Source organism: Halorubrum sp. ARQ200 (assembly GCF_005435115.1).
Classification (GTDB): Archaea; Halobacteriota; Halobacteria; order Halobacteriales; family Haloferacaceae; genus Halorubrum; species Halorubrum tropicale.
Map to the genome: position 1 here is coordinate 362,308 of NZ_SGTZ01000001.1, position 24,044 is coordinate 386,351.

A 24,044-nucleotide genomic window follows, 5' to 3' on the forward strand; every position below is an offset into this window, starting at 1 on the left:
GATGTTTCGACGGTCGGTGGCGAGCCGCCGGAACGGCTTTGGGCCCCGAGCGTCGACTAGCGCGACGATGGGAACCACCGGGACGGTCGTGGGTCGACTCCGGGAGAGCGTGGCAGAGTGGCTCGAACAGGTGTTCTACGGCGGCGCGGAGCTGGCGGTGCTGTCGACGCCGGCGTTCGTCGTCGCGCTCGTCACGCAGAACCGGTACCCCGACGCGATCCCGATCGCCGGGCTCTTCGCGCTCGCCGCGGGGAGCCTCGGCCTCGCCGGGTTCCGGGCGGGCGTCGTCGACATCGGCGCCTGGCCCCGCCGGGGAGAACTGGTGACGCTACCGCTCCGGACGCTGTACTTCAGTCTCGTCTTCTTCCTCGCGTCGATCGCGACGGGCGTGCTCGCAGTCGAGGCCGTCGGGTCGCTGTGGGTGGCGCCCCTCGGCGGGGTCGTCCAACTGTCCGGACTCGCCGCGTTCCCGACGGTCTACCGCGCGATCCACGGCGAGCCGGTCACCCGACCGGTGGTGAAGCGATGACCGACGCCGACGGCGACGAACGGGCCGCCGCTCGCCGCGTCCGGGAGGCGGTCGACGCCGTCTCGCGCCCCGAACACACCGGTGAGAATCGGTGTCTCCCCTGTGCGGCGGTCAACGCGCTCGGCGTGGCGGTCGTCGCGCTGCTCCTCGGACGGCGCCGGCGCGCGCTGGGGCTGCTCGCCGCGGTGGTCGGCGGCGCGGCGATCTGGCTTCGGGGGTACGCCGTCCCCGGTACGCCGCGGTTCGCGCCGCGGCTCGTCGAGCCGCTCCCCGTCGAGTTCGGCCCCGACCACGACGCGGTCGTCGACTCCGGTTCGGTCGCCGGGGTGACGAGCGGGCCGGCCGCGGCCGACGACGCGGACGGCGCCGGCGCTGACGAGGCGGCTGCGAACGACGAGCGCCCGGACGATCCGGCGGTCGACCCGGCGGATCCAGACGGGATCGACGACGGCGACGGTCCGAGCCCGGAGGCGACGATGGAGGCGCTACTCGACTCCGGAGCCCTCGTCGAAGAGGGCGAGACCCTCCGGCTGACGGACGACTTCCGAACCGCTCTCCGCGAGCGGATCGAGACGCTTCGGGCGTGTGGAGACGGGGAACTGGCCGAGCGCGCGGCCGCCGTCGCGGGCGAGGACGTCGAGGGATCGGTCCACGACGACCGGATCCTCCTCGACGGTCGGCGCGACGCGTGGCTCAGCCGGCCGATCGCGCTCGCGGAGACGGCCGTGGGGGAACTGCTCCGCGAGCGCGGTGTCGACCCGGCGGTCGCGCGGAGCGCCGCCCGACCGCTCCGCGCGTTCCTGGAAACCTGTCCCGACTGCGGCGGCCCGATCCGCGACACGACCCTCCGGAACTGCTGTGGCGGGCCCGGCGGCGTCAGCGGGAACCCGGAGCGATCGGTCCGGGCCTGCGCGGACTGCGACGCCGTGGTGTTCACGGAGCGATGACCGGCTGACCGGCGCTCGGCCCGTCGCGCGGCGACACTGATACGGTTCCTCCGTGCGAACCCTACACATGGACACTATGAGGGCGGCTGCGCTCGGGTGGCGCCTCGCTGTGGCGGTGGTCGCGATCGTGGGCCCGACGGTGCTTTACCTCGGTCTCTGGCGGTTCTTGGAGCGGCTCCGCGACGACGCGCTGATCGAGCGACTCGTCGCGCGCGGGGCGGTCGACCGGCCGCGGCCCGCGGCCGCGGACGTCCTCGCGGCCGCGATGTCGGGGGTCGACGGCCGGCGCTGCCCGGCGTGCGGCACCGTCGCGGTCGCCGGTGAGGCCGAGTGCCGGGGGTGCCGGCGGCCGATCGAGGGCGGTGAGTGAGCCGCGAACGGTCGAACGGTTCGGCCGCCCCGACCCTCGCTCGGGGTCGCGGCCGAGCGGCCCGTCCCGCGGTCGCCTGGGCCACCGGTTACGCCAGCGCGGCCGCCAGTTTCTCGATCGGGTGCGTCGGCTCCGGCACCTCGCCGGGGCCCTCCTCTAACTGCGTCCGGCAGGAGGTGCCGGGCGCGACGAGGGCGTCGCCGCCGCTGGCGTCCACCTGTTCGAACAGCGCTTCGCCGATGGCCTTGCTCATCGAGTAGTGCTCGGCCTCGTAGCCGAACGAGCCCGCCATCCCGCAACACGACGAGTCGAGCGGGTCGACGCCGTAGCCGGCGCGCCGAAGGACGCCGACCGCGTGGTGGTCCTTCTTCGTCGCCTTCTGGTGGCAGTGACCGTGGTAGGTGAGCGACTCGGTGGGGGCGTCGAGGGCGAGTTCCTCGTCGAGCCGGTGGGCGTCGACGTACTCCATGACGCCGTAGGCGCTCTCGGAGACGGCGGCCACGTCGGCGTCGGGCACGTCGCTGGCGTCGCCGTCGAGCAGGTCGTGGTAGTCGGACTGGAGCATCACGGCGTCGGAGGGCTCGACGACGACCACGTCCCAGCCGTCGCGCACGTCCGGCGCGAGCGTCTCGACGGCGTCCCTCGCGGTCGCCCGCGACACGTCGAGCAGCCCCTTCGAGTGGGGCGGCCGCCCGCTGCCGTCCACGTCGGGAATCCGCACGTGGCAGTCGGCGGCCTCCAGCACGCGCACCGCGGCCTTCCCGGCGCCGGGATTCGTGTAGGTGGTGTACACGTCGGGGAAGAGGAGGACCTCGCGGGCGGCCTCGTCGCGGGGGACGCCCGCGCCGCCGCGCGCCTCGAACCAGTCGACGAGCGTCTCCGAGCGGAAGGTGGGCAGGTCGCGCTCCCTGGCGATGCCGAGCGCCTTCTCCGCGAGGAGGCCGCTCCCGGGAATCTTGTTCGGGAGGTTCGAGAGGGGGGCGAACCGCGAGGCGAGCGGCGCGAGCGACTCGAAGCGGCCGAGGAGTCGCGTGCGGAGGTCGACTCCGTGTTCCTGGTGGTGGGCGTGCTCGACCTCTGCCTTCAGCTTCGCCATGTCGACGCCGCTCGGGCAGTCCACCTTACAGCCCTTACAGCCGACGCAGAGGTCCATCACCTCGGTGACGAACTCGTCGTCCGTCGGGTCGTCGGGGAGCTCGCCGGAGATGGCCCCCCGGAGCATGTTCGCCCGCCCGCGAGTCGACTGGATCTCCTCGTCGGCGGCGCGGTAGGTGGGACACATCACGCCGCCGGTGGTGTCTTGGGGCCCGCGGCAGCCGCCGCAGCCGTGACAGAGCTCGACCATCCCCTGCATCCCGTTGTCCACCGCCCACTCCATCGCGGGGTCGAAGCCGGCGTCGTACTCGTAGTCGGCGTCGAACCGCAGGTTCTCGCGCATGTCGACCTCTCCGCAGACGTTCCCCGGATTGAGCAGCCAGTCGGGGTCGAACGCGGTCTTCAGGTCGCGGAACGCCTCCCAGAGGTCGTCGCCGTACAGCTTCCGGTTCCACTGGGTCCTGGCGCGCCCGTCGCCGTGCTCGCCGGACACCGAGCCGCCGAGCCGGACCACGGCGTCGGTGACGCGGTCGGCGATGTCGAGCATCGCCTCCACGTCGTCGACCTCCTTCGTGTTTATGAGCGGGCGGACGTGGAGGACGCCCGGGCCGGCGTGCGCGTAGAACGTCGCGAAGGTGTCGTTGTCCGCGAGGATCTCCTGGAACTCGCGGGTGTACTCGGGGAGGTGCTCCGGCGGGATGGCGCAGTCCTCGATGAAGGAGATGTGCTTCTCGTCGGTGGTCCGCGAGAGGAGGATCGGGAGGCCGGCCTTGCGCATCTTCCAGAAGCGGTCGCGCTTCTCAGGGTCGTGCGCCTCCATCGCGTGAGCCGCGCGGCGCGGGTGGCTCGTCGTCTCCGCGGCGCCCGCGCCCGGCTCGACCGCGGTGTCGACGCCCCCGTCCCCGTCGGGTGCGCCCACGCGGTCAGCGATGAGGTCCGCGACCTTCCGCTTCCCCTCGGCGTCGCTGTCGGCGTAGAACTCGACGAGGAGCGCGGAGTCGGTGCCGTCCGGGAGCATCGCGACCACGTCCTCGAACTCGGGCGTGTCGGCCGCGAGGCCGAGCAGCACGTCGTCCATCACCTCGACGGCGGCGGGGTCGTGTTCGAGACACGCCGCCACGTCCTCCATCGCGTCCAGCAGGTCGTCGTAGGTGAGCAGCGCCACCGCCTTCGTCTCGGGGACCTCGACGAGCGAGACGGTCGCCTCGGTGACCGTCGCGAGCGTCCCCTCGCTGCCGGCCATGAGCCGGGCGAGGTTGACGACGCCTTCCTCGCCGTACTCGCCGCGGTACTCGGCGAGCAGGCGGTCGAGGTTGTAGCCCGAGACGTTCCGCTTCAGCTCCGGGTAGCGCTCGTCGATCCGGTCGGCCTCCTCGTCGAGGACGCGGACGACCTCGGCGTGGATCCGGGGGAGCAGCTCGTCGGCGTCGGCGTCGGCGGACGCGCGGAGCTCCTCGACCGCGACCTCGCCGAACGTCGCCACGGTCCCGTCGGCGAGGACGACCTCGACCTCTTCGACGTAGTGGTCCGTCTTGCCGTACTTCAGCGAGTGCGAGCCGGTGGAGTTGTTGCCGATGGCGCCGCCGACCGCCGACTTGTCGCGCCACGCCGGGTCCGGCGCGAACTTCAGGCCGTCGCCCTCGACGGCGGCGTTGAGGTCGCCCACGTACGCGCCGGCCTGGACGCGGGCCGTCTCCGCGTCGGCGTCGGTCTCGATCACCGCGTCCATCTCGCCCGTGAGGTCGAGGACGACCGCCTCGTTGACGGTCTGGCCGGCGAGGGAGGTGCCGCCGCCGCGCGGGAGGACGGGGACCCCCTCCGCGAAGCAGTACTCGTGGACCGCCGCGACGTCCGCGGTCGACTCCGGGATTACGACGCCGATCGGGGTGACCTCGTACGCCGAGGCGTCGGTCGCGTACAGCCGCTTCGAGTAGTCGTCGAACCGCACGTCGCCGTCGACGCGGGCGTCGAGCGCGTCGACGAGCCCCGGTCGCGCCACGGAGCCGCCGGTGTAGTCGAAGTCCCCGCCGTCCGTCGGATCCGGCTCCGGCGTGTTTGTCGCCATGCGAGACTCTCACGGTCGAACCATGAAAAACCTCCTGCCGCCCGCGCGTGGCCGGAACTCGATGCGCCCGCGCGGCCGCTCCTGCTCCCGCGGACCGGTTCGCGTCTCCGAGAAGCGCCGCAACACCCTTATGTCGACCGGCGAAGTGACCACCATGTCGCTCGCAGACACGTCGACGTTCACGGGTCGACTCGACGACCTCGGCGTCGCGGTCTCGGCGGGGCCGTCCGCGGAGTGCGCGGCCATGGTCGAGGCGGCCGCGGGCGAGCCCGCGGTCGGTGTCCCGCTCGACCGGTCCGGGCCGGCCGCGTTCGCCGACTCGCCCGCGACCCTCCCGGAGCGGATCGAGACGGAGCCGACCACCGCCGACCTGCGCGGGGCGCACACCGGCGTCACGGCGGCGTCGCTGGGCGTCGCCGAGTACGGGAGCGTCGCGCTGGAGGCGGACGCGGCCGGCACGGAGCCGGTGAGCCTGTTCGTCGACCGCCACGTCGTCGTCCTCCGCGAGGCGGACCTGGTCCCCGACATGCCCGACGCCTTCGAGTGGCTCGGGCCGCGGGCGCGCGACGAGTCGGTCGACGTGGTGTTCGCGACCGGCCCGAGCGCGACGGCGGACATGGGCGGGCTCGTCCACGGCGCGCACGGGCCGAAGGAGGTCCACGTGGTGCTGCTCCGCGAGGACGACCCCGCGGAGGGGGAGCGATGAGCAGCGACGCCGACGCCGCGGGGACGGACGACGCGCGTCCCGCCGAGGCGCCGGGCGACCTCGACCGGGAGGCGAAGGCCGACCGGATCCGCGAGCTGCTGGCGACCGAGGGCGACGCGGTCGCGGCGAACACCCGCGGCTTCAACGAGGGACGCTACGAGTCGACCGCCCGCCTCGACGGCTACGAGGCGCTGAAAAACGAGGCGCGGGCGATCAAGGAGGACGCGATCGAGCGCCTCCCGACCCTCATCGACGAGGTGACGGAGACGGTGGAGGCCAACGGCGGGACGGTCTACCTCGCCGACGACGCGGCCGACGCGAACCGGTACGTCCGGGAGGTGGCGGCCGAGCGCGGCGCCGAGCGCGCGGTGAAGTCGAAGTCGATGACCTCCGAGGAGATCGAGGTGAACGACGCGCTCGCGGAGGACGGCGTCGAGGTCGTCGAGACGGACCTCGGCGAGTGGGTGCTCCAGCTGGCCGAGGAGGAGCCGTCGCACATCGTGGCGCCGGCGATCCACAAGTCCCGCGAGGCCATCGCCGAGCTGTTCGCGGAGCGGTTCGACCCCGACGACCCGCCCGAGACCGCCGAGGAGCTGACGATGTTCGCCCGCGAGCGGTTGGGCGAGCTGATCGAGGACGCCGACCTCGGGATGACCGGTGCGAACTTCATCGCGGCCGACTCGGGAACTATGCTCCTCGTGACGAGCGAGGGCAACGCCCGGAAGACGGTGACCGCGACCGACACGCACGTCGCGGTCGCGGGCGTCGAGAAGCTCGTCCCGACCGTCGAGGACTTCTCGCCGTTCGTCGAGCTGATCGGGCGCTCGGGGACCGGCCAGGACGTGACCTCCTACATCTCGACGCTGACGCCGCCGGTCGACTCGCCGGTGCCGGACTTCGCGGCCGACGAGGGCCCCCTGGCCGACGGCTCGGAGTCCGACCGCGCGTTCCACCTCGTGTTGATCGACAACGGGCGCCTGGCGATGCGCGACGACGAGACGCTGAAGGAGACGCTGTACTGCATCCGCTGTTCGGCGTGTTCGAACGCCTGCGGGAACTTCCAGAGCGTCGGCGGCCACGCGTTCGGCGGCGAGACGTACTCCGGCGGTATCGCGACGGGCTGGGAGGCGGGCATCGAGGGGCTCGACACCGCCGCCGAGTTCAACGACCTCTGTACCGGCTGCTCGCGCTGCGTCCCGGCCTGTCCGGTCGGCATCGACATCCCGTGGATCAACACCGCGGTCCGCGACCGGATCAACCGCGGCGAGGCCGACCCGAGCCAGCTCGACTGGGCGTTCGAGGAGCTGGTCCCGGACGACGAGCCCGGCGGGGTCGACCTCGGCACGCGGCTCGTGGGCAACTACGCGACGCTCGCGAAGTGGGGGCACAAGACGGCGCCGGTCGCCAACCGGCTCGCGAACGTCGGCCCGCTGCGCGCGGTCGCCGAGCGGGTCGCCGGCATCGACCGCCGCCGCGACCTCCCCGCGTTCGCGCGCGAGTCGCTCGTGGAGTGGTTCGAGACCCGCGGCGGCCCCGCGGTCCCGGCCGACGAGGCGACCCGCGAAGCGGTCGTCTACCCCGACACCGCGACGAACTACGTCGACGTCGCGCGCGGCAAGGCGACCGTCAGGGCGCTGGAGGCGCTCGGCGTCCGCGTGCTGGTGCCCGACCTGCCCGGCAGCGGTCGCCCGCCGCTCTCGCAGGGGATGGTCGCGACCGCCGAGGCGGCCGCCGAGGACCTGTACGCCGGGCTCGCGCCCCACCTCGACGCCGGCCGCGACGTGGTCGTGATCGAGCCGAGCGACCTCGCGACGTTCCGCCGCGAGTACGAGCGGTTCCTCCCGACCGACTCCCACGAGCGGCTCGCGGCCGCGAGCTACGACGCCATGGAGTACGTCTTCGGCCTGCTGGAGAACGGCGCCGACCCCGCGGCGCTGCGCGCGCCGAGCGAGGGGACCGGCCCGGTCGCGTCCGGGAAGCGGATCGCCTACCACCCGCACTGTCAGGCGCGCACGGTCGAGGTGGGCGAGTACGCGACCGCGACCTTCGAGCGGCTCGGCTACGACGTGCTGGTCTCCGACACCGAGTGTTGCGGGATGGCGGGCTCGTTCGGTTACAAGACAGACTACTACGAGCTGAGCGTTGACGTGGGCGAGCCCCTCGTTGAGCAATTTGGCGACACCGACCGGACCGTCGTCGCGCCCGGCACCTCCTGTACCGAACAGCTCGACGGCCTGCTGGAGGCGTCGCCGCTCCACCCGATCGAAGTGATCGCGCCGCGGGAGTGACCTCCGCCACGGCCGCGCGGCTCCTCCCCCGCGTCCGACGCGCGTCGTTCGACAACGAACGCTTAATAGGCGCGCTCGTGACCGTATCGAGTATGAACGCAGCCCCCGAAGAGATCACGTCGCTCGTCGGCCGCGAGGTGTACTCCAGCAACGGCGTCTTCGTCGGCGAAATCGAGGACATCCAGCTCGACTTGGACGCCCGCGCCGTGACCGGCCTCGCGCTCGCCGAACTCAACCACGAGCTGTTCGCCGGGCAGGTGAGCGGCTCGACGGGCGTCATCGTCCCGTACCGCTGGGTCCGCGCGGTCGGCGACGTCGTCCTGATCAACGACGTCATCGAGCGCTACGACGCCGGCGAGTCCGACGAGGAAGCGAGCGAGATCGCCGAGTCGCGGTAACCGGGTCGCGCCCGGGGAGCCTCGCCCGCCCGGCTCAGAACGGTAACGCGTCGCGCAGGCTGGCGATCACGCCGCGCTCCTCCCGGCGGGCCTCGTCGAACACCGGGTAGAGCGCGTCGAGGAACGCCGTCTCGTTTTCGAACCGCTGTTTCGGCACGCGGTCCAGCGCGTCCGCGAGCGCGATCGACCGCCCCTGCGCGTCGTAGGGCACCTCCTGATCGCCGAGCGCGTCGCGGAGCTCCGCGGCCGTCGCGGGGAACGACACGTCCGCCTCGTCGAGCCGGGCGTCGAGCGCGGCGATTCCGAACTCGATCGCCTCCGGTTCCTTCGTATCGCCGCCACCGGGTGGCCGTGCTGCCATTGCGACGGGATACTCCCTCCGGCGGCTTGAAACCCCTGCTCTCGGCTCACTCCGGCACGGACTCCGTCGGCGGGACGGCGTCGACGACGGCGAGTTCGACCCCGTCCCCGGCCCGGTCGAAGGCGGCGACCGAGTCCGCGTCGTACGGCGGGACCGCGACGATCACCACGCCCGCGAGGTCGTCGGTGCGGGAGACGCCGAGGAACCCGTCCGGGTGCGAGAGGAACCGCGCGCCGCCCTCGCCCGCCGGCGTGCCGAGGTCGACGCCGAACACGGAGCTGACCGAGCTGCCCACGGACGGGAGCGTGAAGTGCGTCACCACCGGCGTCGCCGGGTCGAGCCCGAGGTCCGCCTCGAACTCCCCGGCGGGCGTCGCCGAGAGCCGGACGTTCACCTCCTCGGGGTCCTCGCTCGCGGCGCGCTCGCGCAGTACGGTCAACAGGTCGCGGGTGACGTAGATCACTGGTCGCCCGTCGCTACGTGACGCATTGGCAAAAGGTCACGCACCGCTCGGCCGACGCCGCAGGCCCGGGAAGCCGCCGCGCCGCCGCGGGGGCCCTGAAAACCGCACCGGCGCCGCGGCACCGCCGTCCCCGCTCAGAACGGTAGCGCCGACGCGAGCGTCTTCGCGTACAGGCCGGGCGCCTTCGACCGGGAGTCCGAGAGGGCGTCCTCGACGGCGACGGCCGCGCGCTCGTGGACGCCGACGCCGTGCCCGGTCAGGACGCGTTCGGGGTCGAGCCCCGAGAGGGCGGTCGTCGGCGGCGTGAGCCGCAGCATCGGGTGGACGCCGAGTCGCTCGCGGTCGCCCCGGAAGTACGACGCGGTGCCGAGCGACTCGGGGACGATGAGCGTCTCGCCGTCGAAGAGCCCGACCTCCTGCCACGGCGGCAGCGAGGAGTCGCGGATCCGGAACGCCTCGAAGCCCGTGTCGGCGAGCCGCGAGCCGAACCGCTCGACCTCGACGTTGGGGCCCAGCTCCTCGGCGACGCCCGTCATCCACTCGGGGACGTACACGGGAACGCCGTGGCGCGCGGCGACCTCGCCGCTGTCGCGTACGTGGCGGTCGAGCCCGACCACGACGCCGGCCACCTCGCCGAGGTCGTCGAGCAGCTCGTCGACGCCGGGCGCGTCGACCGGGTCGACCACCCACACGTCGGCCGCGCCCGTCTCCTCGTTGTCGACCGCGAACGCGTGGCTCGCGCGCTCCATCGTCTCGTCGGGGTACGCGATCCAGCCGACGCCGCCGTCGTAGCGATCGATCTCGTGGAGGTCCGGCTCGTCGCCTTTCATGCCCATACCCTCCGTTCGGTCCGGACCCTTGTTAAGCCGTCTCTGTTAACACGGCGATCCACTCCCGGGATGCGGGTCGGCGAGGTCGCCCTACTCCGCGGGCCACTTAATTGAACAGCCCCGAGAGGGGCGGTCGGGAATTTCGACCTCCTCGCCCGCGAGCACGGCGTCGACCGCGTCGCGGACGTAGAACTCGGTCGGCTCGTCGTCGGGGTTGAGCGCGTCGTCGAGGCGCCCGTGATACCGGAGCCGCCACGTCCCGTCCTCGCGGCCGAAGAGGAACGGGTCGGGCGTACAGACCGCGTCGTAGGCGGCCGCGACGTCGCCGGTCTCGTCGCGGAGGTACGCGTCGTACGCGACCGTGCCGTCCGCGACGGCCTCGCGCATCGCCTCGAAGGAGTCCTCGGGGTACTCGTCGGCGTCGTTCGGGTTGATCCCGACGACCGAGAGGTCGTCGTACTCGGCCGCGAGCTCGTTCAAGAGATCGATCTTCGCTTTCGCGTACGGGCAGTGGTTACACGTGAAGACGACCAGCAGCGCGTCCGTTGCGAAGTCATCGCGCGCGTACGTTGCCCCGTCCGCACCGGGCAACTCGAAGTCGGGCGCGGCGTCGCCGCGGTCGAGCGCCGAGTCGGATTCCATCTGAACCATACGCGACCGTACGCGCGGCAGCCGAAAAGGCGTTGCGAGCCAGGGGACGACCCGGTCGGTCATACCCACGGTCAACTGAGTCCGCCGTGCCGGCAAAGACTAAAGGCCAATACGCTGGTAGCTGCCGGTATGTCGAGGCAGATGAACACCGTCGTCGCAGGTGACGAGTCGGGGATCCACGACGAGCCGCATATCCGGGACCGGCGAATCACCGTGCGCCACATCCACGCGCTGGTGGAAGAGCGCGGGCTCGACGCGCAGACGGTCGCGGACCGCTTTGATCTTACCACTGCGGAGGTCTACCACGCGCTGGCGTACTATCACGACCACCCGGAGGAGATGCGGGCCGTCGAGGAACGTCGGCGAGAGCTCCACGACGCCGCCCCAAACGATCCGAACGTCGTCACCGGTCCCGAGGATCTGTCGGACGCGTAGATCATGCGGGTGGCGTTTCTGCTCGACGAGAATATCGCGGCTCCGCTGGCAGACAAACTCGCCAAAGCGGGCCACGACGTAGAGCGGGTCGTCGCCGTGAACGAGCTCGGTGAGGGCGTCGACGACACCGCTATTCGCCGGTATGCCGTCGAACACGACCGTCTCGTCGTCACCAGCGACGACGATTTCGTCCAGATGCCGGTCGACTCACACAGTGGCGTATTCTACGTGCCCGATCAATCACTCGAAACGCACGAGCTCTTTCACATCATCCAGCGCGTCGTCGAGGCGTTTCCCAATCGGGACGCCATGAAGACGGTGACGTACATTACCACCGACTGGTTGTGATTTTCACTCACCACGGACCAGCGACCCACTCCGCCCGTCAGTATTCGATCGTCGCCGAGTAGCGGTTCAGAACTGCCACGAGCCCGGCGCCGACGAGCGCGGCCAGCGCGAACCGCGGCGCGGCCGCCCGCCACGACTCGCCGCTTTCGGCCAGCCGCGCGGCCACCTCGACGAGCGGCGCGCGCAGCGCCCCGAGGACGAGGCTCACGAGGAACGCGAGCGTAGCGGCCCGCGCCCGCGACAGCGCGTAGCGGACGGCATGCGCGATGGTGAAGAGCCCGCCGACGCCGCCGAGGAGAAACGCCGCCACCGGCGGCAGCGTCTCGGCGAGCGCGTCCGCGCCGTTGCCGAGCGCGAGCGCGCCGACGGCGTCGACGAATCGGGCGACGACGCCCGACATGTACTCGTACTGGCCGAGGACGATCAGCAGCAACGAGCCCGAGATGCCCGGCAGCACCATCGCGCTGACGGCGACGCCCCCGGCGAGGAAGACCACCGGGAGCGGGCTGCCGAGCGCGGTCGCGGCGACGCCGGACGCGAGGAAGGCGAGCGCGAAGCCGGCGACTGCGGCGGCCTTCCGGCGCGCCGTTGAGAGGTCGACGTCGCCGAGCAGCACGGCCGCGCTCGCCGCGATCAGCCCGAAGAAGAACCCGTACGTCGCGACCGGCTGCGTCGCGAGCAGCCGGTTCACCGCGCTCAACACCGTCACTACCGCGGTCCCGATCCCGGCGCCCAGCACGAGGAGGAAGGCGCCGTCGACCTCGCGGAACGCGGCCCGCGCGTCGGCGCGGCCGCCCGGTTGCACGCCGCCGAGCACGCGGCGGGCGCGAGCGGGGTTGACGGCAGTGACCGCCGCGATCAACCGCTCGTAGATCCCGACGATCAGCGCGATGGTGCCGCCGGAGACGCCCGGGACGGCGTCGGCGCTCCCCATTGCTAGGCCTTTCAGGTACAGCGTCGCCCACTCACGGAGGTCGCCCATCTGCTCGCAAGAAGCGCAGCCGCGGTAAAGAAGGGTGGGATCGGTCGACCGCGTTCGCGACGGGCCCTGAGGTTGCGGTCAGTTCGGTGCGGTCGCCGTCGTCGCCGTCGCCGCCACCGGCTCGGCACCGATCACCGACCCCGCGTCCGTGGAGTTCGTCGAACTCTCGCCGTCGCCTCCGCTCCCGCCGTCGACCGGGCACTCGGGGTCGCCGCTCGGACAGTCGATGATCCGCTCTTCGAGCTCGACGGTCGCCGCCGCGTCGTCGACGCCGACGACCTGCCCTTCGGTCACCTCGACCTGCCCGAACCGCTCGGTGGTGTAGAGGTCGTCACCGGTCGTCTGTGCGGTGGTGATGTTGTACGGCCCGGTCGCGCGGACGCTCGTGTTCGTGTACCCGTTCTCGGGGCCGAACTCCGCGTAGCCCGTCGTCGAGTACGGGAGCGTGAACGCGAACTCACCGTCGTCGTCCGCGGTCGCGTACTGCGTGTACTCGAACGTCTGCCCCTTCGGCTTCCGGAGCTCGACCGTCGCTTGGACCTCCTGACCGGGCGCCGCGCCCGAGCCCTCGACGGTCGCGCCCGGCACGCGCTCGAACGTCTTGACGAAGTCGTCGCGGAACGCGCCGAACAGCGACTCGCCGAACGTCGCCTGGAGGTCGACGCCGAACTGGCTGGCGAGGATCTGCGCCTGCTGGGCGTACGGCGACTGTCCGGGCGCCTGCGTGGCGTGGACCAGCCGGTAGTGTTCCAAGGCGTCGAGCCGCTCGGAGGGGACGCCCATCACGCCGCCCACCTGTGCGGAGCCGTCCTCCTCGACGTACGACCGCGCAGCCGAGAGGTTCTCGAACCGGCGGATTGCCTGGCCCTCGCTCGGGAGCACCTTAATCTCGATCTGCTCGCCCGACTGGGTCTGTGCGGTCTGCGGCTCCCAGTCGAGGACGACCGGCTGCGGCTCGACCGCGCTCCCGTAGTGCTGGTAGAGCCGGATCATCTGGCTCTCGTGGTACCGCTGCGTCCGTACCTGGAGCGCGGCGCGGAGCCCGCCCTGCTGGCCCTGCGGCCCCTGGACGCGCTGGTAGAGCAGTTCGTTGAAGTCGCGCACCGTCTCGTTGCCCGAGTAGAACGTGACCGGCGCGTTGAACTTGGAGTTCGGCGACGCCATCTGCCAGTCGACCATCACGTAGCGGGTGTCGTTGCCCTCGGTGCTCTGGCTCGCGAGGACTTCGGCCGCTTCCTCTTCGCTCGGCGCGAGGAGGTAGTCCGCGGCTGCGCCCGCGTTCTGCTGGAACGGGTTGGCGTTCGGGATGCGCTCGGCGCGCGTGGTGATCCAGTGGCCGTAGTCCCACCACGACTGGACGCCGTACGCGCCCTCGGGATACTCGAAGTCGCCGTCAGCGGGGCGCTCGTAGGTGCCGTACAGCTCCATCGGGTTGTTCGCGCCCTCGAGTTCGCCCGGCTGGGGCGTCTCGTCGTTCATCCACTGGAGGCTCTCGTCCCACTGGACGACGCTGCCGGGGTTGCTGTCGTTGCCCGCTTCCCAGACTGGCGCCGCGCCCGCTGCGGGGAAAAGGAGCGGAAGGAGGAGGACGGCGAACACCGCGACCGCCGTCAGCACCTGCCACCCCTCGATATCGCGGAGGGCGTCGAGGGAGGTGAGCTCGATCGTGTCGAGCGCCACCTGGAGGAAGTACGCCGTGCCGACCGCGACGACGACGGCGAAGTAGTAATTAAAGCGGACCTGCGTGAACGCCGCGCTGCCGATGAACGCCGCCCACACGACGAAGTACAGCTCCTCGGCGTCGTACTCGACGAGCAGCGTCGCGCCCACGAGGAAGGCGGCGGCGAGGAGTAGGCCGATCACCTGCCAATCTACGCCGATGACGCCGCCGATGGCGCCGTACGCCTGCGGAACGGCGTAGACGGAGCCGACGACTGCGAGCGCGGCCGGGATGTACAGGGTGTGGTTGGTGTCGTCGGAGCGGTACAAGGGCCGCGCGACGATGTAGAGGACTGCGGCAAGGGCGAGGAAGAAGGCGAGCCCGTACTGTGAGAGGACGAAGTTCGAGAAGGAAGCGCCTTGGAGGGGTGGTTGGGCCTCGCCGATGGTGCGAGCGCCGGCGCTCGCGGAGAAGGCAACGGTGTTGAGGAGGCTGTTGATGACTGTCGACCACAGCGAGGGAATCGCCAGCCAGACGAATCCCGCGGATGCGAGAATCAGTCCGCCGACCGCGGCGGGGTACGTGTCAGTACTGAGGTTACGTGCTTCCCACTGACGGGCGAGCCACGCGAGGAAGACGGCGCCGAGTGCGACGACAAGCGGCGCGAAAATCTGGAGGAACGAGTACTCGGTCGGATTAAATCCAAACGTATCGAGCGGAATCACCTGCATGAAGCCCGTGACAGTCATTGCGACCGCGCCCACAAACGCAACCGGCTCCGGGCTCTTCCCGTGATAAGTGTCGCTCGTGAGCTTGACCGCGAGGAAGATCCCAGTGAATCCTACCATCAAAATGCCTGGCTGCCATGTCCACATGTAGAGGCCGAGCGCGACGCCGGCCGCGGCAGCATAGGCGATTGGTTTTCGCAGTGCGTCCCAGTCTTGGTCGACGACGAGTTCCCACACCGGCTTCTCGCGTTCCGCCACGCCGAGCGCGACGAGGAACGCGAGGATGGCGGTGCTCTGGAAGAAGACCTCGGCCGCGCTGTGGTCGGGGAAGCCGACGAGCGTGTACCGGAGGAACGTTCCGGAGAACAGCGCCAGTGTTACCGCGCCAACCAGTGCGGGCACGCGGTCGACGAATCGGCGGGCGATGAAGTAGGTCGGGACCGCGACAAGCGCACCGGTGATGGGGGCCATGACCAACATAACTTCCTCGGCGCTGCCCATTATCGGCCGGGCGATCCAGATGCCGACCGTCATAATGTGGTCCCAGAGGGTGCCGAACTGGCCGGCGTTCGTCCCGAACGGGAAGCCAGTCCAGACGTCGTACGGCAGCGTGCTCGGATAGTTCTCGAGGAGGTAACTCGTCGTGCGGAGGTGATACCACGCGTCGTTGCCGCGGAAGTACACCTCTCCATTCTGAATGAAGTTCCCGTACGAGCGCAGCCGCGTCCAGAGCATGAACGCGAACACCCCGAGGAGGGCGGGAACGTGGTACCACCGCGCGAGGAGATCGGACGGAGACGAGTCCGATTCGTCCGGCGGATCGTTCGAATCGCTCATTACCGCAAGGGACTGTCAAAACGCGCATAAGGCTTGTGATAAACAGCTCATGTACAGACGGAAGGTCTAAGCGGGTTACCTGACAACCCTGACGTATGAAAATCTCGGTGGTCCTCTGTACGTATTCAATGGACCGCTATCCGGAGTTTCAGGAGGCTGCTGAAAGCATTCTCAAACAAACGTATGATGACATCGAACTCGTAGTCGTTGTTGACGGCACTGAGGAGGTGTACGAGCGGGTACAGACGGATTACGGCACAAATCCGAATACGACGATACACTGTAATGATCAGAACAGAGGCCTCTCGTACAGTCGTAACACGGGTGCCGAACTAGCAGACGGCGAGGTTGTCGCATTTCTGGATGACGACGCGGTAGCGGCATCCGATTGGGCAGAACAGATCATTGACGCCTACGAACGGTATGACGCACTCGCCGTTGGCGGCCGAATGGTACCGGATTGGCTGTCGACAAAACCGGAGTACCTCCCCGAAGAGTATTATTTCCTCATCGGTGTCACGTACAAAGGGTTCCGGGAAACGGAGGGGTACGTCCGGAACACGTTCAGTTCAAACCTCTCTTTCGACAGAGAGGTATTCTTAGATCTCGGCGGATTCAGAACGGAGATGGGGAAGCGAGGTGAGAACGATCTCCAAGGCGGTGAAACGGAACTGTGTGCGCGCCTAAAGCGCGAGACCGGGGAACGAGTCGTCTATGTGCCAGACGCCACCATCGAACACAAGATCTACGAATACCGAACCGACCGACAGTGGTTGTTGGAGCGGGCGTTCTGGCAGGGTTATTCGAAACGTCGAATGGCAGAGATCGATTCGGATGCGATAAGTACGGAACGACAGTTTTTGCAGCAGCTTCTCACTGATTTCATTCCTAGCCGCTTTACTGAACTCGTTACCTCGCCTTCCGTGACGAAACTGGATACGTTTGTGATGCTGCTCATGTTTACGCTCAGCATCGGAGTTGGGTACCTCTACGCGCTGGTTCCCGACACAAGTTGACTTGGAACGTTCACTACCGCCGCCAGCGGCGGAGAGCCTTTTGGATGTCTTCAAGCCCCGGTCCGAGGTTGAATAGCATCTGAGAGAGGGGCGCAAGTTCGCCGTCGAAAGCCAACTCCGGTTCGTTACGGTGGAGAGAAACTGTTTCCTGCCCGCCCTGAACAATTCGCTGAAGCTCTGTCGAAGCGTTATTTAGGAGAACCCCCTGTGGCTCCGGCAGTTCGTCACGATAGCGGTCAAGCATTGTCTCCACTTCGGCATTGACGGGAGACATGTCGTCCGTTTTTTGCGCTTCGTGTCGGCGAAATCCAGCAAGGATGTCATGAACATGGCGGATGTCATAGTTCCGAGAGAGTCGTATCCAAAACTCGTAGTCCATACAGTAGTTGAGCCCGATGTCGAGCTGCTCTGACTCTACGACTTCACGCCGAAAGAACGTGGCCGGTTGTCCGATAACGATACGATACGCGAGCTTTTTTCTGTCAAATTCGGGACGGACATCTATTTCGGTCACTCGAGACCGACTATCGACGTAGGCCAAGTCGCCGTAGATCACGTCTGCTCCAGTGCGGTCGAACCAGTTCTCTACCCGTGATAGCGTCGTCGTATCGAAGTAAACATCATCCGAATTGAGCCATCCGACGATACTCCCACTTGCGCGGTCGAACCCTTCGTTGATTGCGGCTGACTGGCCATCGTCCGGCTCTGATCGCCACCAGACATCGTGGTCAGCTCCGTCAGCGTAATCCTCAATAATTTCTTTTGTTCCGTCGTCGGAGCCAGCATCAAGAATCAAATGCTCGACCCTGTCGTGAGATTGACCGTTAACTGACTGGATATTATCTGGAATGTAGTCAGCCTGATTGAATGAGGGTGTAACGATCGATATCTTTTGACTACGCATCAAAGACTAAGACTACTGTTGTCGCCAACGTTCAGACTTTGTGTGTCTCCACGAATTTTTGCGGCATCACCTACAATGCTGTTTTCAAGATTCACCCCAGTGAGCGATGCGCCCCGTCCCACAATGGAACTTCTGACGATACTATCACTGATCTCTGTATTATCATCCAGGCTCACGTAAGGCCCGACAACGCTTCGTTCAACGGTAACATTTGTTCCCATATCAACTGGAGGAACAATTACCGTATTCTCTAATTGGTCACCTTCAGTTGTTTCCAACTCCTCCAGTAATACGCGATTGGCTTCAAGGAGCGTTTCTGGACGACCGCAATCATACCAATCCTCAACGTCAAAGGTTCCAATGACGGAGTTGGTCTCAACCATCCGTTGGAGTGCGTCGGTAAGTTGGAATTCACCACCAGCCCCTCGGAGGTTATTTTCGATCAGATATCTTAGCGCACTGAATAGTCCAGCGCTGTCTTCAATAACATACACCCCGCTGATCGCCTGGTCAGAAGGTGGGTCAGATGGCTTCTCAACAAGTTCACGGACTTTTCCTGACGCGTCGATATCAACAACGCCGTAGTGGCTGGGTTCGTCAACTTGTTTCACACCGAGACTCGCATCAACGGCTCCGAGGGACTCATGTGATTTAAGAAATGTGTCGTAGCCGTTCTCAAACAGCATATCTCCGAGTGTAATGAATATCGGTTCGTCATCGATTTCCGGTTTCGCTTGATAAATTGCGTGACCAAGTCCTTGTGGATCAGTTTGTTCCGGAAAAGTCAGGTCAAGTTTGTCACCGAATTCCTCCTTGGCATACTCCCGTATTTGTGTCTGCATTGGTCCACCGACGATTAACACTGCCTCCTCAATTTGTGTTTTTACCAGCCCTGAAAGGATGTGACCAAGAATCGGTTTCCCGGCAATACGAACCATTGCTTTCGGTTTCGTATGTGTCTGAGGATATAATCGAGTTCCTTGTCCGGCGAGAGGGATTACTGCTTTCATAGCTTACCCGTATTTCGGCTTCCACTAACCAATTTCGTTAGGTGCTAGACAACATCCTAGATCTGCTTTTTTGCCTTAATTTGTATTTCGGGACCTCTTTCTGCCATATGCTCTATATTAAACCCCATATCTTGTATTTTATTTAGCATACTTTCTTTTGTCTCCCCATAATCTAAAACTGACGGGCGCCCCCCGTCTTCTCGTGGGAGGTGTATCTCACAGTACAAGACACGACACGCCTCGGATTTTAGTGTATCCTCCAAGCCTTCAATGACAAACGGCTCAGAGCCTTCCACATCTATTTTTACCACAGTGGGCTGTGGCAGCGACTTATTGCTAACCAGCTTATCACCTGTGGTTGCCTGAATATCGATAGATTGACCGGAGGGTGAGATATTGCCGGTTTGATGCCCAGGATGTTTGTCTGGTGATGAGAATTCTATGGTACCGTCTGAATTTGACAAGGCAATATCGAATAATGTGAAATTAGAATCTGTAGTATTGTATAATATATTTTTTTTCTAACTGGTTTACATTTGGGGGGTACGGTTCAAATGAAACGAGATGACCGTTCTCTAATTTCTGTGCCGCAAAGCAACTGAATATCCCAATGTTTGCACCGATATCATAGAAGACATCTGTCTCATTAAGTTCACTTAACATATCTTGTAAAAAGAACTTTTCGGACTTGTTCATGATTCTTATAATATCCCCACCATTCTTACTTTCCGCATCAAACTCAGCTGTCACCCCATCTATACGTATAGCTTGTGTCCCTCCTTTCCAGTCATAGTATATTTTACTAAGTTCTCTGATCGGATTAACATTATGTGAGACGTACGATTTAGCATCTACTAACGCATTTAGCACTCCTTCATCACTGCATAATTCAAAAAATTTCTGTGGTAAATACGCCGGTGTACGTCTCTCTGAACTCATAACTCCGCATCAGTTTTGATACAACATAAAATCACTCAGCAAATTATGTACATTGATAATTAGATTGCTATAGATAATCCTCGCTATCGTAGCACTCTCTCGTCTTGAGTTAAATGATGGATTTGTAGACCTTCTTATATCTATTGGCAGCAACTTCAAGCGAAAATTCTTCCTTAGCCTTCATACGTGCCTGTTTTGAGAGATCACTCCGTCGTTTTTGATCCTCTAAAACCCAGTTTATGCCTCTCGCAAGGTCTTTTGGATCATACGGTTCTGCTAGGTATCCATTTTTACGATGATCGACTGAATCGCTCGGCCCAGTAGCGTCAAAAGCTACTACTGGTGTGCCACATGCCATTGATTCTGAAACAGTCTGTCCAAACCCTTCATATCGGGATGGTACAACCATTACATCGGCAGCTGAATACAAGAAAGCGAGACTCTGATTATCATGAAGGTATCCGGTGTATGTTGTTGGATAATTAAGATCAGGTGGATCGGTGGGCTCAGATGAGCCAAAAACTACGAGCCTTAAGTTTTCAGACTCAATGTCATTTAATGCGTTGTCAAGTAAATCAAATCCTTTTCTGGGATCAGAGGTTGCATTGACCGATCCAAACAGAACGATCGTCTCTTCCTGATTAAGTTGGAACGTGGAGCGCGCGGTCTTCATATCCCAAGGGTAGAACACGTCAGTATCCAGTCCGTTTGGGATCACCTCGATATGACTATCTTGGAACAGTGAACTTTCACGCGCACACTCTGCTAACCAATTACTGGGAGCGACTACCGTAATATCAGTATTAGAAAACGCACGACTTTTTCGAGCCATCGTAAGGCGAGACAAATCCCAGGCGCTTGTGCTCCCTAACTCCGGACAGGTTCCACAGGATTTCTTATATCCTTCACAGCTTCTCGCATAGTGGCACCCCCCGGTCATGGGCCACATATCCGGAAATCTCCAGACTACCGGCCGATCGAATGAAGATATAGTACTTGGTGTCAGAAATCCCCCACCCACCCAATTGAGGTGAATAACGTCTGGATCAAGCCTATCAATTCGGTTATTCACGTCTTCGGGGAGCCAATTCGGCGAAAATACACCGTCAGATCCCCCGTATAGCCTCAGCGGAAAGCGATCGATAAACGGGCGAGCCATGGAATATGCCTTTCGAAGGGTACTTTCTGGTCCATGGATTAGTGGGTCATCACCTTGCTTGTGATCAACAAGCATGTTAGCATCAACCCCAATTTTGCGGAGTCCCTGATATATTCTCTTTGTGGCTGTTCCAGCGCCACCAGAATCGTAGGCGTTGAGAAGTGTAACAGATAATTCAGTGTCTTCCATACTAGGGGGTTAGGTTACACAGTAAAAATACAAGGGGAAAGTCTACCTCTAATCTTAACTGTGATTTCTCACGTAAAAATGCCGTAGCTGGCGAAGATACCGGTTACGTTCCCATATAGAATTGGTCAATTTATAATACCGCTTATCGTACTCAGCATCAGTACATACATACTCAGCTTGATCAAGAGGGAATGCCAGACTATGTCGCGGTACTCGCGACATCGGCGATGATTCATTTTGAGTGTGAGTCGCATTAGCGTCAAATCCAATGTTACTAATCAAGTTCTTTGAGGGACTTGCGGTCAGACCCCAATTAATCGCTTTCGCAAACATCCATTGATAATCCCACGTTTCTATTTCATTTTTATGTGTCCTGTCGAGCACTAACTCAACATACTCCCACATACTTCCGCCTCCATAGAAGTCTCTGACACGGTTCTGGAACACCGGATCGGCCCACTTCGTCATCTCAGGATCGTAGTGGTCCCAAGCGTCTCGCCATGTTGCCCATCCCCAAATGCCGCCAAACCGTGTAAAGTGGTAGTCCTGTCGATCCGGGTGCCACGTCTTCAGATGATTGCTACCGGAAATATCCATAACTCGATCATCTCCGTCATACCATTCTAAGAGCGTTTGACAATATCTGAAAAAGTCGGTGTTTGGGAAACAGTCATCCTCAAGAAAAATACATCTCTCAACATCGTTAAAGACGGAATCAATACCTGTTTGGATCCGTTTTTTCACCCCAAGATTACTATCACTAAAAAGCGTGCGAACATAGCATTCCCAATCTACATCTGTAATGATAGATCGTACTTGGCTTACATTTTTGTTATCTGAGGGTACACCTGATCGAGGCCCATCAGCAATAAGAAAGAGTGTTGGCGGCTCAACCTCCCGTATTTTTTGAAAAACTTTTGAAGTTAGCTCTGGTCGATTAAATACGAAAAACGCAACAGGAGTGTCAAGTGACCACTCAGTTATTTCTTCGGCCATTATTAGCAGAGAGGAGTCCTCCGTGACAAAAGTAGCGAATCTACGTTGATTATATTAGTGCCTGAATTTTTTCTGGCGGAACATAAATATCCTGATCAGCCGCGGTTCCAGTGATACAAGCATATGATACCCCTTCTAAACCAGACATCGTGTAGTAACATCCATTTTGATAGCTCCCAAAAAGCTCGATAACGTCCACAGTCTCGCTATTCATTATGTTTATAAGACCTGCTCCGTGCGGACTGATAACAGTGTCCGCCTGCTGAAACATTGAAATCTGTTCCGCTAGAGAATGGTTAGATAATACCTTACGCGAGAATCCATATTTACTCAGTAGTTGCATTACCTGCCTTTCGTTGACGACGCGTCGCTCGTCAGCGTCAGCCCTTGAGATGTATATCCGAGAATCCCAATCCTGGGTCGTTATCGGAGCCCCCTCACGGAGTTGTTCACCAACCCACTCTAGGCCAAATGGATCGTGTATGTAACCGTTTTGAACTGGGGTGTGCCGTACTTGTGGAACTATAAGTCGGTGGATCAGTTTGGTTCCACCAGACCACTTTATAATTCGATCTGGTCCGTACCCAAGTAATGAAAGAGAATCAGTCATCCAAGCTGGTGGATCGTTCGGAATTATGAGCGTAGGTTTCTCACCTGTAAGGGCCTCAAACTGATGTAAACCTTCTAATCTTGGTAGGTATTCTGCGAACCAATGAAAGTACCCGGTCGCCCAAGGACCTACCAAAGAGACGGCTAAATCAATTTCCTCATCTACCGATCTGCGATATCTCGGGACGATTCCGGAACGAAAACATCTCAATATCTCTCTCAGAAGTAGTGACCAGCTATTTAGAGAGTTTGCTAGTACAAGCTTGTCACCACTCGTGATAGCCAAAGCGTTCGGTCCAATAAGTTTGGCATTTTGTATCTCATAAACATCCCACTCGGTGATGTGGTGCTCACCACGTAGGTCTGTGATTGGTTCTGGGAGCGCTCCAATGTGCCTGGGAGTGGATAGATGTAGTCGTCGTTCGCTACCGTAAGAGAGACTTTTAACTGTATTTTGTGTTAATTCGTTATCGGTCAGCGTATGTCTGTCCAGAAGTTCCCGCACCGCCGTCGTTTCAGCGATGGTTGAAATTGAGTTTGCTAGTAGTCGTTTCCAGTAACTGGTGTTCAACTCCATTCGAGTTACGTCGACGTGTTGAAGTACTGAATAGTCTGGTCAATCCCGTCCTCAAGTTTGGTCTTGGGCCACCAGTCAAGTAGTGTATTTGCCCTTGTAATGTCGGGCTGTCGACGCTCAGGATCATCTTTTGGGAGTGGTTCGTACATAATCTCGGATGAAGATTCTATCGCAGATAATATCATCTTCGCGAGCTCCAGTATCGTAACTTCGTCATCGCTTCCAATGTTCACGACTTCTCCATTCAGTCCATCCGTCTCCATCAAGCGACGAAGGCCACGAATTTCATCTTCAACGAAGCAGAAGCTTCGAGTTTGTGTTCCATCACCGTACACCGTTAGATCTTCGCCGTTGAGCGCTTGTCTGATGAACGTCGGAACTACACGTCCGTCATCTTTTCTCATCCGTGGTCCGTATGTGTTAAAGATCCTCGCAGTACGTACATCAATGTCATATTTCCGCTCGTACGCCACCACGAGGGTTTCACCGAACCGTTTTGACTCGTCATAACAACTTCGGGGACCACGAATGTTTACATTCCCATTGTAACTCTCTGTTTGGGGGTGCTCTTCTGGATCTCCGTAAACCTCGCTGGTGCTCGCATAAAGCATCCGTGCACCGCAGTCTACACAGTATTCCAACAGATTCCGGGTTCCTTCGGTGTTGCTACGAGCAATCTTTATTGGGTGCTCTTTGAAGTCCTTCGGAGATGCTCGTGACGCAAGGTGGTAGACCTCGTCAACCGATGGGAGATCAGGGAGGTCACAGACGTCGCCTTTGATGTACGAAAACTGATCCCGATCTCGGAAGCTTTCGAGGTTCTTAGACTGACCACTGCTCTCATTATCAAGACAGTACACCCGATGGCCGTCGTCGAGGAGAGATTCACAGAGGTGACTCCCAAGGAATCCAGCTCCGCCGGCGACGAGAGAGGAGCACTCGGACATTGGCG

24 protein-coding genes are annotated in these 24,044 nt (G+C 62.8%); 9 read left to right on the plus strand and 15 right to left on the minus strand.

What is annotated here, in order from left to right:
• Positions 1 to 67 precede the first annotated feature (67 nt).
• From EXE50_RS01940 to EXE50_RS01950, 3 genes are all read left to right on the plus strand, one after another.
• The gene (locus EXE50_RS01940; protein ID WP_137704201.1) at positions 68 to 529 is read left to right on the plus strand and encodes a hypothetical protein; all 462 of its coding nucleotides are present in this window, start codon (positions 68 to 70) and stop codon (positions 527 to 529) included.
• Positions 526 to 1,476, plus strand: a complete 951-nt coding sequence (locus EXE50_RS01945) for a hypothetical protein (protein ID WP_053772064.1) — start codon at positions 526 to 528, stop codon at positions 1,474 to 1,476. The genes EXE50_RS01940 and EXE50_RS01945 overlap by 4 nt, the downstream gene beginning before the upstream one ends.
• 67 nt (positions 1,477 to 1,543) lie before the next feature.
• Positions 1,544 to 1,846 carry a hypothetical protein gene (locus tag EXE50_RS01950; protein WP_137704202.1) on the plus strand — a complete coding sequence of 101 codons (303 nt, stop codon included), beginning with the start codon at positions 1,544 to 1,546 and terminating at the stop codon, positions 1,844 to 1,846.
• 88 nt (positions 1,847 to 1,934) lie between these two features.
• On the opposite strand, the gene EXE50_RS01955 is transcribed toward EXE50_RS01950, so the two are convergent.
• On the minus strand, positions 1,935 to 5,006 hold the full coding sequence (locus EXE50_RS01955; RefSeq protein WP_137704203.1) for an FAD-binding and (Fe-S)-binding domain-containing protein: 3,072 nt from the start codon (positions 5,004 to 5,006) through the stop codon (positions 1,935 to 1,937).
• A 154-nt stretch (positions 5,007 to 5,160) separates the two neighbouring features.
• On the opposite strand from EXE50_RS01955, the gene EXE50_RS01960 reads away from it, so the two are divergent.
• The 3 genes from EXE50_RS01960 to EXE50_RS01970 all read left to right on the plus strand — a co-directional run bounded on the left by EXE50_RS01960 (position 5,161) and on the right by EXE50_RS01970 (position 8,398).
• Entirely contained in the window at positions 5,161 to 5,712 is a 552-nt protein-coding gene (locus EXE50_RS01960; RefSeq protein ID WP_121598899.1) for an LUD domain-containing protein, read from the plus strand.
• Positions 5,709 to 8,000 (plus strand): LUD domain-containing protein, encoded by a 2,292-nt coding sequence (locus EXE50_RS01965; RefSeq protein ID WP_137704204.1) that lies wholly within the window; start codon positions 5,709 to 5,711, stop codon positions 7,998 to 8,000. Before EXE50_RS01960 ends, EXE50_RS01965 begins: the two co-directional genes overlap by 4 nt.
• A 92-nt stretch (positions 8,001 to 8,092) precedes the next feature.
• Entirely contained in the window at positions 8,093 to 8,398 is a 306-nt protein-coding gene (locus tag EXE50_RS01970) for a PRC-barrel domain-containing protein (protein WP_053772364.1), read from the plus strand.
• A 34-nt stretch (positions 8,399 to 8,432) separates the two neighbouring features.
• On the opposite strand, the gene EXE50_RS01975 is transcribed toward EXE50_RS01970, so the two are convergent.
• The 4 genes from EXE50_RS01975 to EXE50_RS01990 all read right to left on the minus strand — a co-directional run bounded on the left by EXE50_RS01975 (position 8,433) and on the right by EXE50_RS01990 (position 10,703).
• Entirely contained in the window at positions 8,433 to 8,759 is a 327-nt protein-coding gene (locus EXE50_RS01975; protein ID WP_121598897.1) for a hypothetical protein, read from the minus strand.
• A 46-nt stretch (positions 8,760 to 8,805) separates the two neighbouring features.
• Positions 8,806 to 9,222: a hypothetical protein gene (locus EXE50_RS01980; protein WP_137704205.1), complete on the minus strand. Its 417-nt coding sequence runs from the start codon at positions 9,220 to 9,222 to the stop codon at positions 8,806 to 8,808.
• Between the two features lie 134 nt (positions 9,223 to 9,356).
• Complete coding sequence (locus EXE50_RS01985) at positions 9,357 to 10,052, minus strand: hypothetical protein (protein WP_137704350.1); 696 nt, start codon at positions 10,050 to 10,052, stop codon at positions 9,357 to 9,359.
• Positions 10,053 to 10,142: 90 nt separating this feature from the next.
• Entirely contained in the window at positions 10,143 to 10,703 is a 561-nt protein-coding gene (locus EXE50_RS01990) for a thioredoxin family protein (RefSeq protein ID WP_137704206.1), read from the minus strand.
• Between the two features lie 129 nt (positions 10,704 to 10,832).
• Here EXE50_RS01990 and EXE50_RS01995 point away from each other — a divergent pair, with 129 nt between their 5' ends.
• Both EXE50_RS01995 and EXE50_RS02000 read left to right on the plus strand, forming a co-directional pair.
• Positions 10,833 to 11,138, plus strand: a complete 306-nt coding sequence (locus EXE50_RS01995; protein ID WP_137704207.1) for a DUF433 domain-containing protein — start codon at positions 10,833 to 10,835, stop codon at positions 11,136 to 11,138.
• Between the two features lie 3 nt (positions 11,139 to 11,141).
• Positions 11,142 to 11,486: a DUF5615 family PIN-like protein gene (locus tag EXE50_RS02000; protein WP_137704208.1), complete on the plus strand. Its 345-nt coding sequence runs from the start codon at positions 11,142 to 11,144 to the stop codon at positions 11,484 to 11,486.
• 37 nt (positions 11,487 to 11,523) lie between these two features.
• Here EXE50_RS02000 and EXE50_RS02005 read toward each other — a convergent pair whose 3' ends face one another.
• Complete coding sequence (locus tag EXE50_RS02005; protein WP_137704209.1) at positions 11,524 to 12,468, minus strand: DUF368 domain-containing protein; 945 nt, start codon at positions 12,466 to 12,468, stop codon at positions 11,524 to 11,526.
• Between the two features lie 78 nt (positions 12,469 to 12,546).
• Positions 12,547 to 15,693, minus strand: a complete 3,147-nt coding sequence (locus EXE50_RS02010; protein ID WP_137704210.1) for an oligosaccharyl transferase, archaeosortase A system-associated — start codon at positions 15,691 to 15,693, stop codon at positions 12,547 to 12,549.
• 95 nt (positions 15,694 to 15,788) lie between these two features.
• Between EXE50_RS02010 and aglG the strand changes: the two genes are divergently transcribed.
• Positions 15,789 to 16,709, plus strand: a complete 921-nt coding sequence (aglG, locus tag EXE50_RS02015) for a glucosyl-dolichyl phosphate glucuronosyltransferase (RefSeq protein ID WP_137704211.1) — start codon at positions 15,789 to 15,791, stop codon at positions 16,707 to 16,709.
• A 13-nt stretch (positions 16,710 to 16,722) separates the two neighbouring features.
• Here aglG and EXE50_RS02020 read toward each other — a convergent pair whose 3' ends face one another.
• The 8 genes from EXE50_RS02020 to EXE50_RS02055 all read right to left on the minus strand — a co-directional run bounded on the left by EXE50_RS02020 (position 16,723) and on the right by EXE50_RS02055 (position 24,039).
• Positions 16,723 to 17,613, minus strand: coding sequence for a glycosyltransferase family 2 protein (locus EXE50_RS02020; protein ID WP_137704212.1), 891 nt, complete (start codon positions 17,611 to 17,613; stop codon positions 16,723 to 16,725).
• Positions 17,613 to 18,623, minus strand: coding sequence for a sugar phosphate nucleotidyltransferase (locus EXE50_RS02025; RefSeq protein ID WP_137704213.1), 1,011 nt, complete (start codon positions 18,621 to 18,623; stop codon positions 17,613 to 17,615). Before EXE50_RS02025 ends, EXE50_RS02020 begins: the two co-directional genes overlap by 1 nt.
• A gap of 56 nt (positions 18,624 to 18,679) precedes the next feature.
• Complete coding sequence (locus EXE50_RS02030; RefSeq protein ID WP_158293648.1) at positions 18,680 to 19,087, minus strand: FkbM family methyltransferase; 408 nt, start codon at positions 19,085 to 19,087, stop codon at positions 18,680 to 18,682.
• A gap of 22 nt (positions 19,088 to 19,109) precedes the next feature.
• On the minus strand, positions 19,110 to 19,562 hold the full coding sequence (locus tag EXE50_RS17840; protein ID WP_137704215.1) for an FkbM family methyltransferase: 453 nt from the start codon (positions 19,560 to 19,562) through the stop codon (positions 19,110 to 19,112).
• A gap of 109 nt (positions 19,563 to 19,671) precedes the next feature.
• The gene (locus EXE50_RS02040) at positions 19,672 to 20,910 is read right to left on the minus strand and encodes a glycosyltransferase family 4 protein (RefSeq protein WP_137704216.1); all 1,239 of its coding nucleotides are present in this window, start codon (positions 20,908 to 20,910) and stop codon (positions 19,672 to 19,674) included.
• 54 nt (positions 20,911 to 20,964) lie between these two features.
• Positions 20,965 to 21,906, minus strand: coding sequence for a glycosyltransferase family 2 protein (locus EXE50_RS02045; RefSeq protein ID WP_137704217.1), 942 nt, complete (start codon positions 21,904 to 21,906; stop codon positions 20,965 to 20,967).
• A gap of 49 nt (positions 21,907 to 21,955) precedes the next feature.
• Positions 21,956 to 23,092, minus strand: coding sequence for a DUF563 domain-containing protein (locus EXE50_RS02050; protein WP_137704218.1), 1,137 nt, complete (start codon positions 23,090 to 23,092; stop codon positions 21,956 to 21,958).
• A gap of 5 nt (positions 23,093 to 23,097) precedes the next feature.
• Positions 23,098 to 24,039: a UDP-glucuronic acid decarboxylase family protein gene (locus EXE50_RS02055; RefSeq protein WP_137704219.1), complete on the minus strand. Its 942-nt coding sequence runs from the start codon at positions 24,037 to 24,039 to the stop codon at positions 23,098 to 23,100.
• Positions 24,040 to 24,044: the final 5 nt, after the last annotated feature.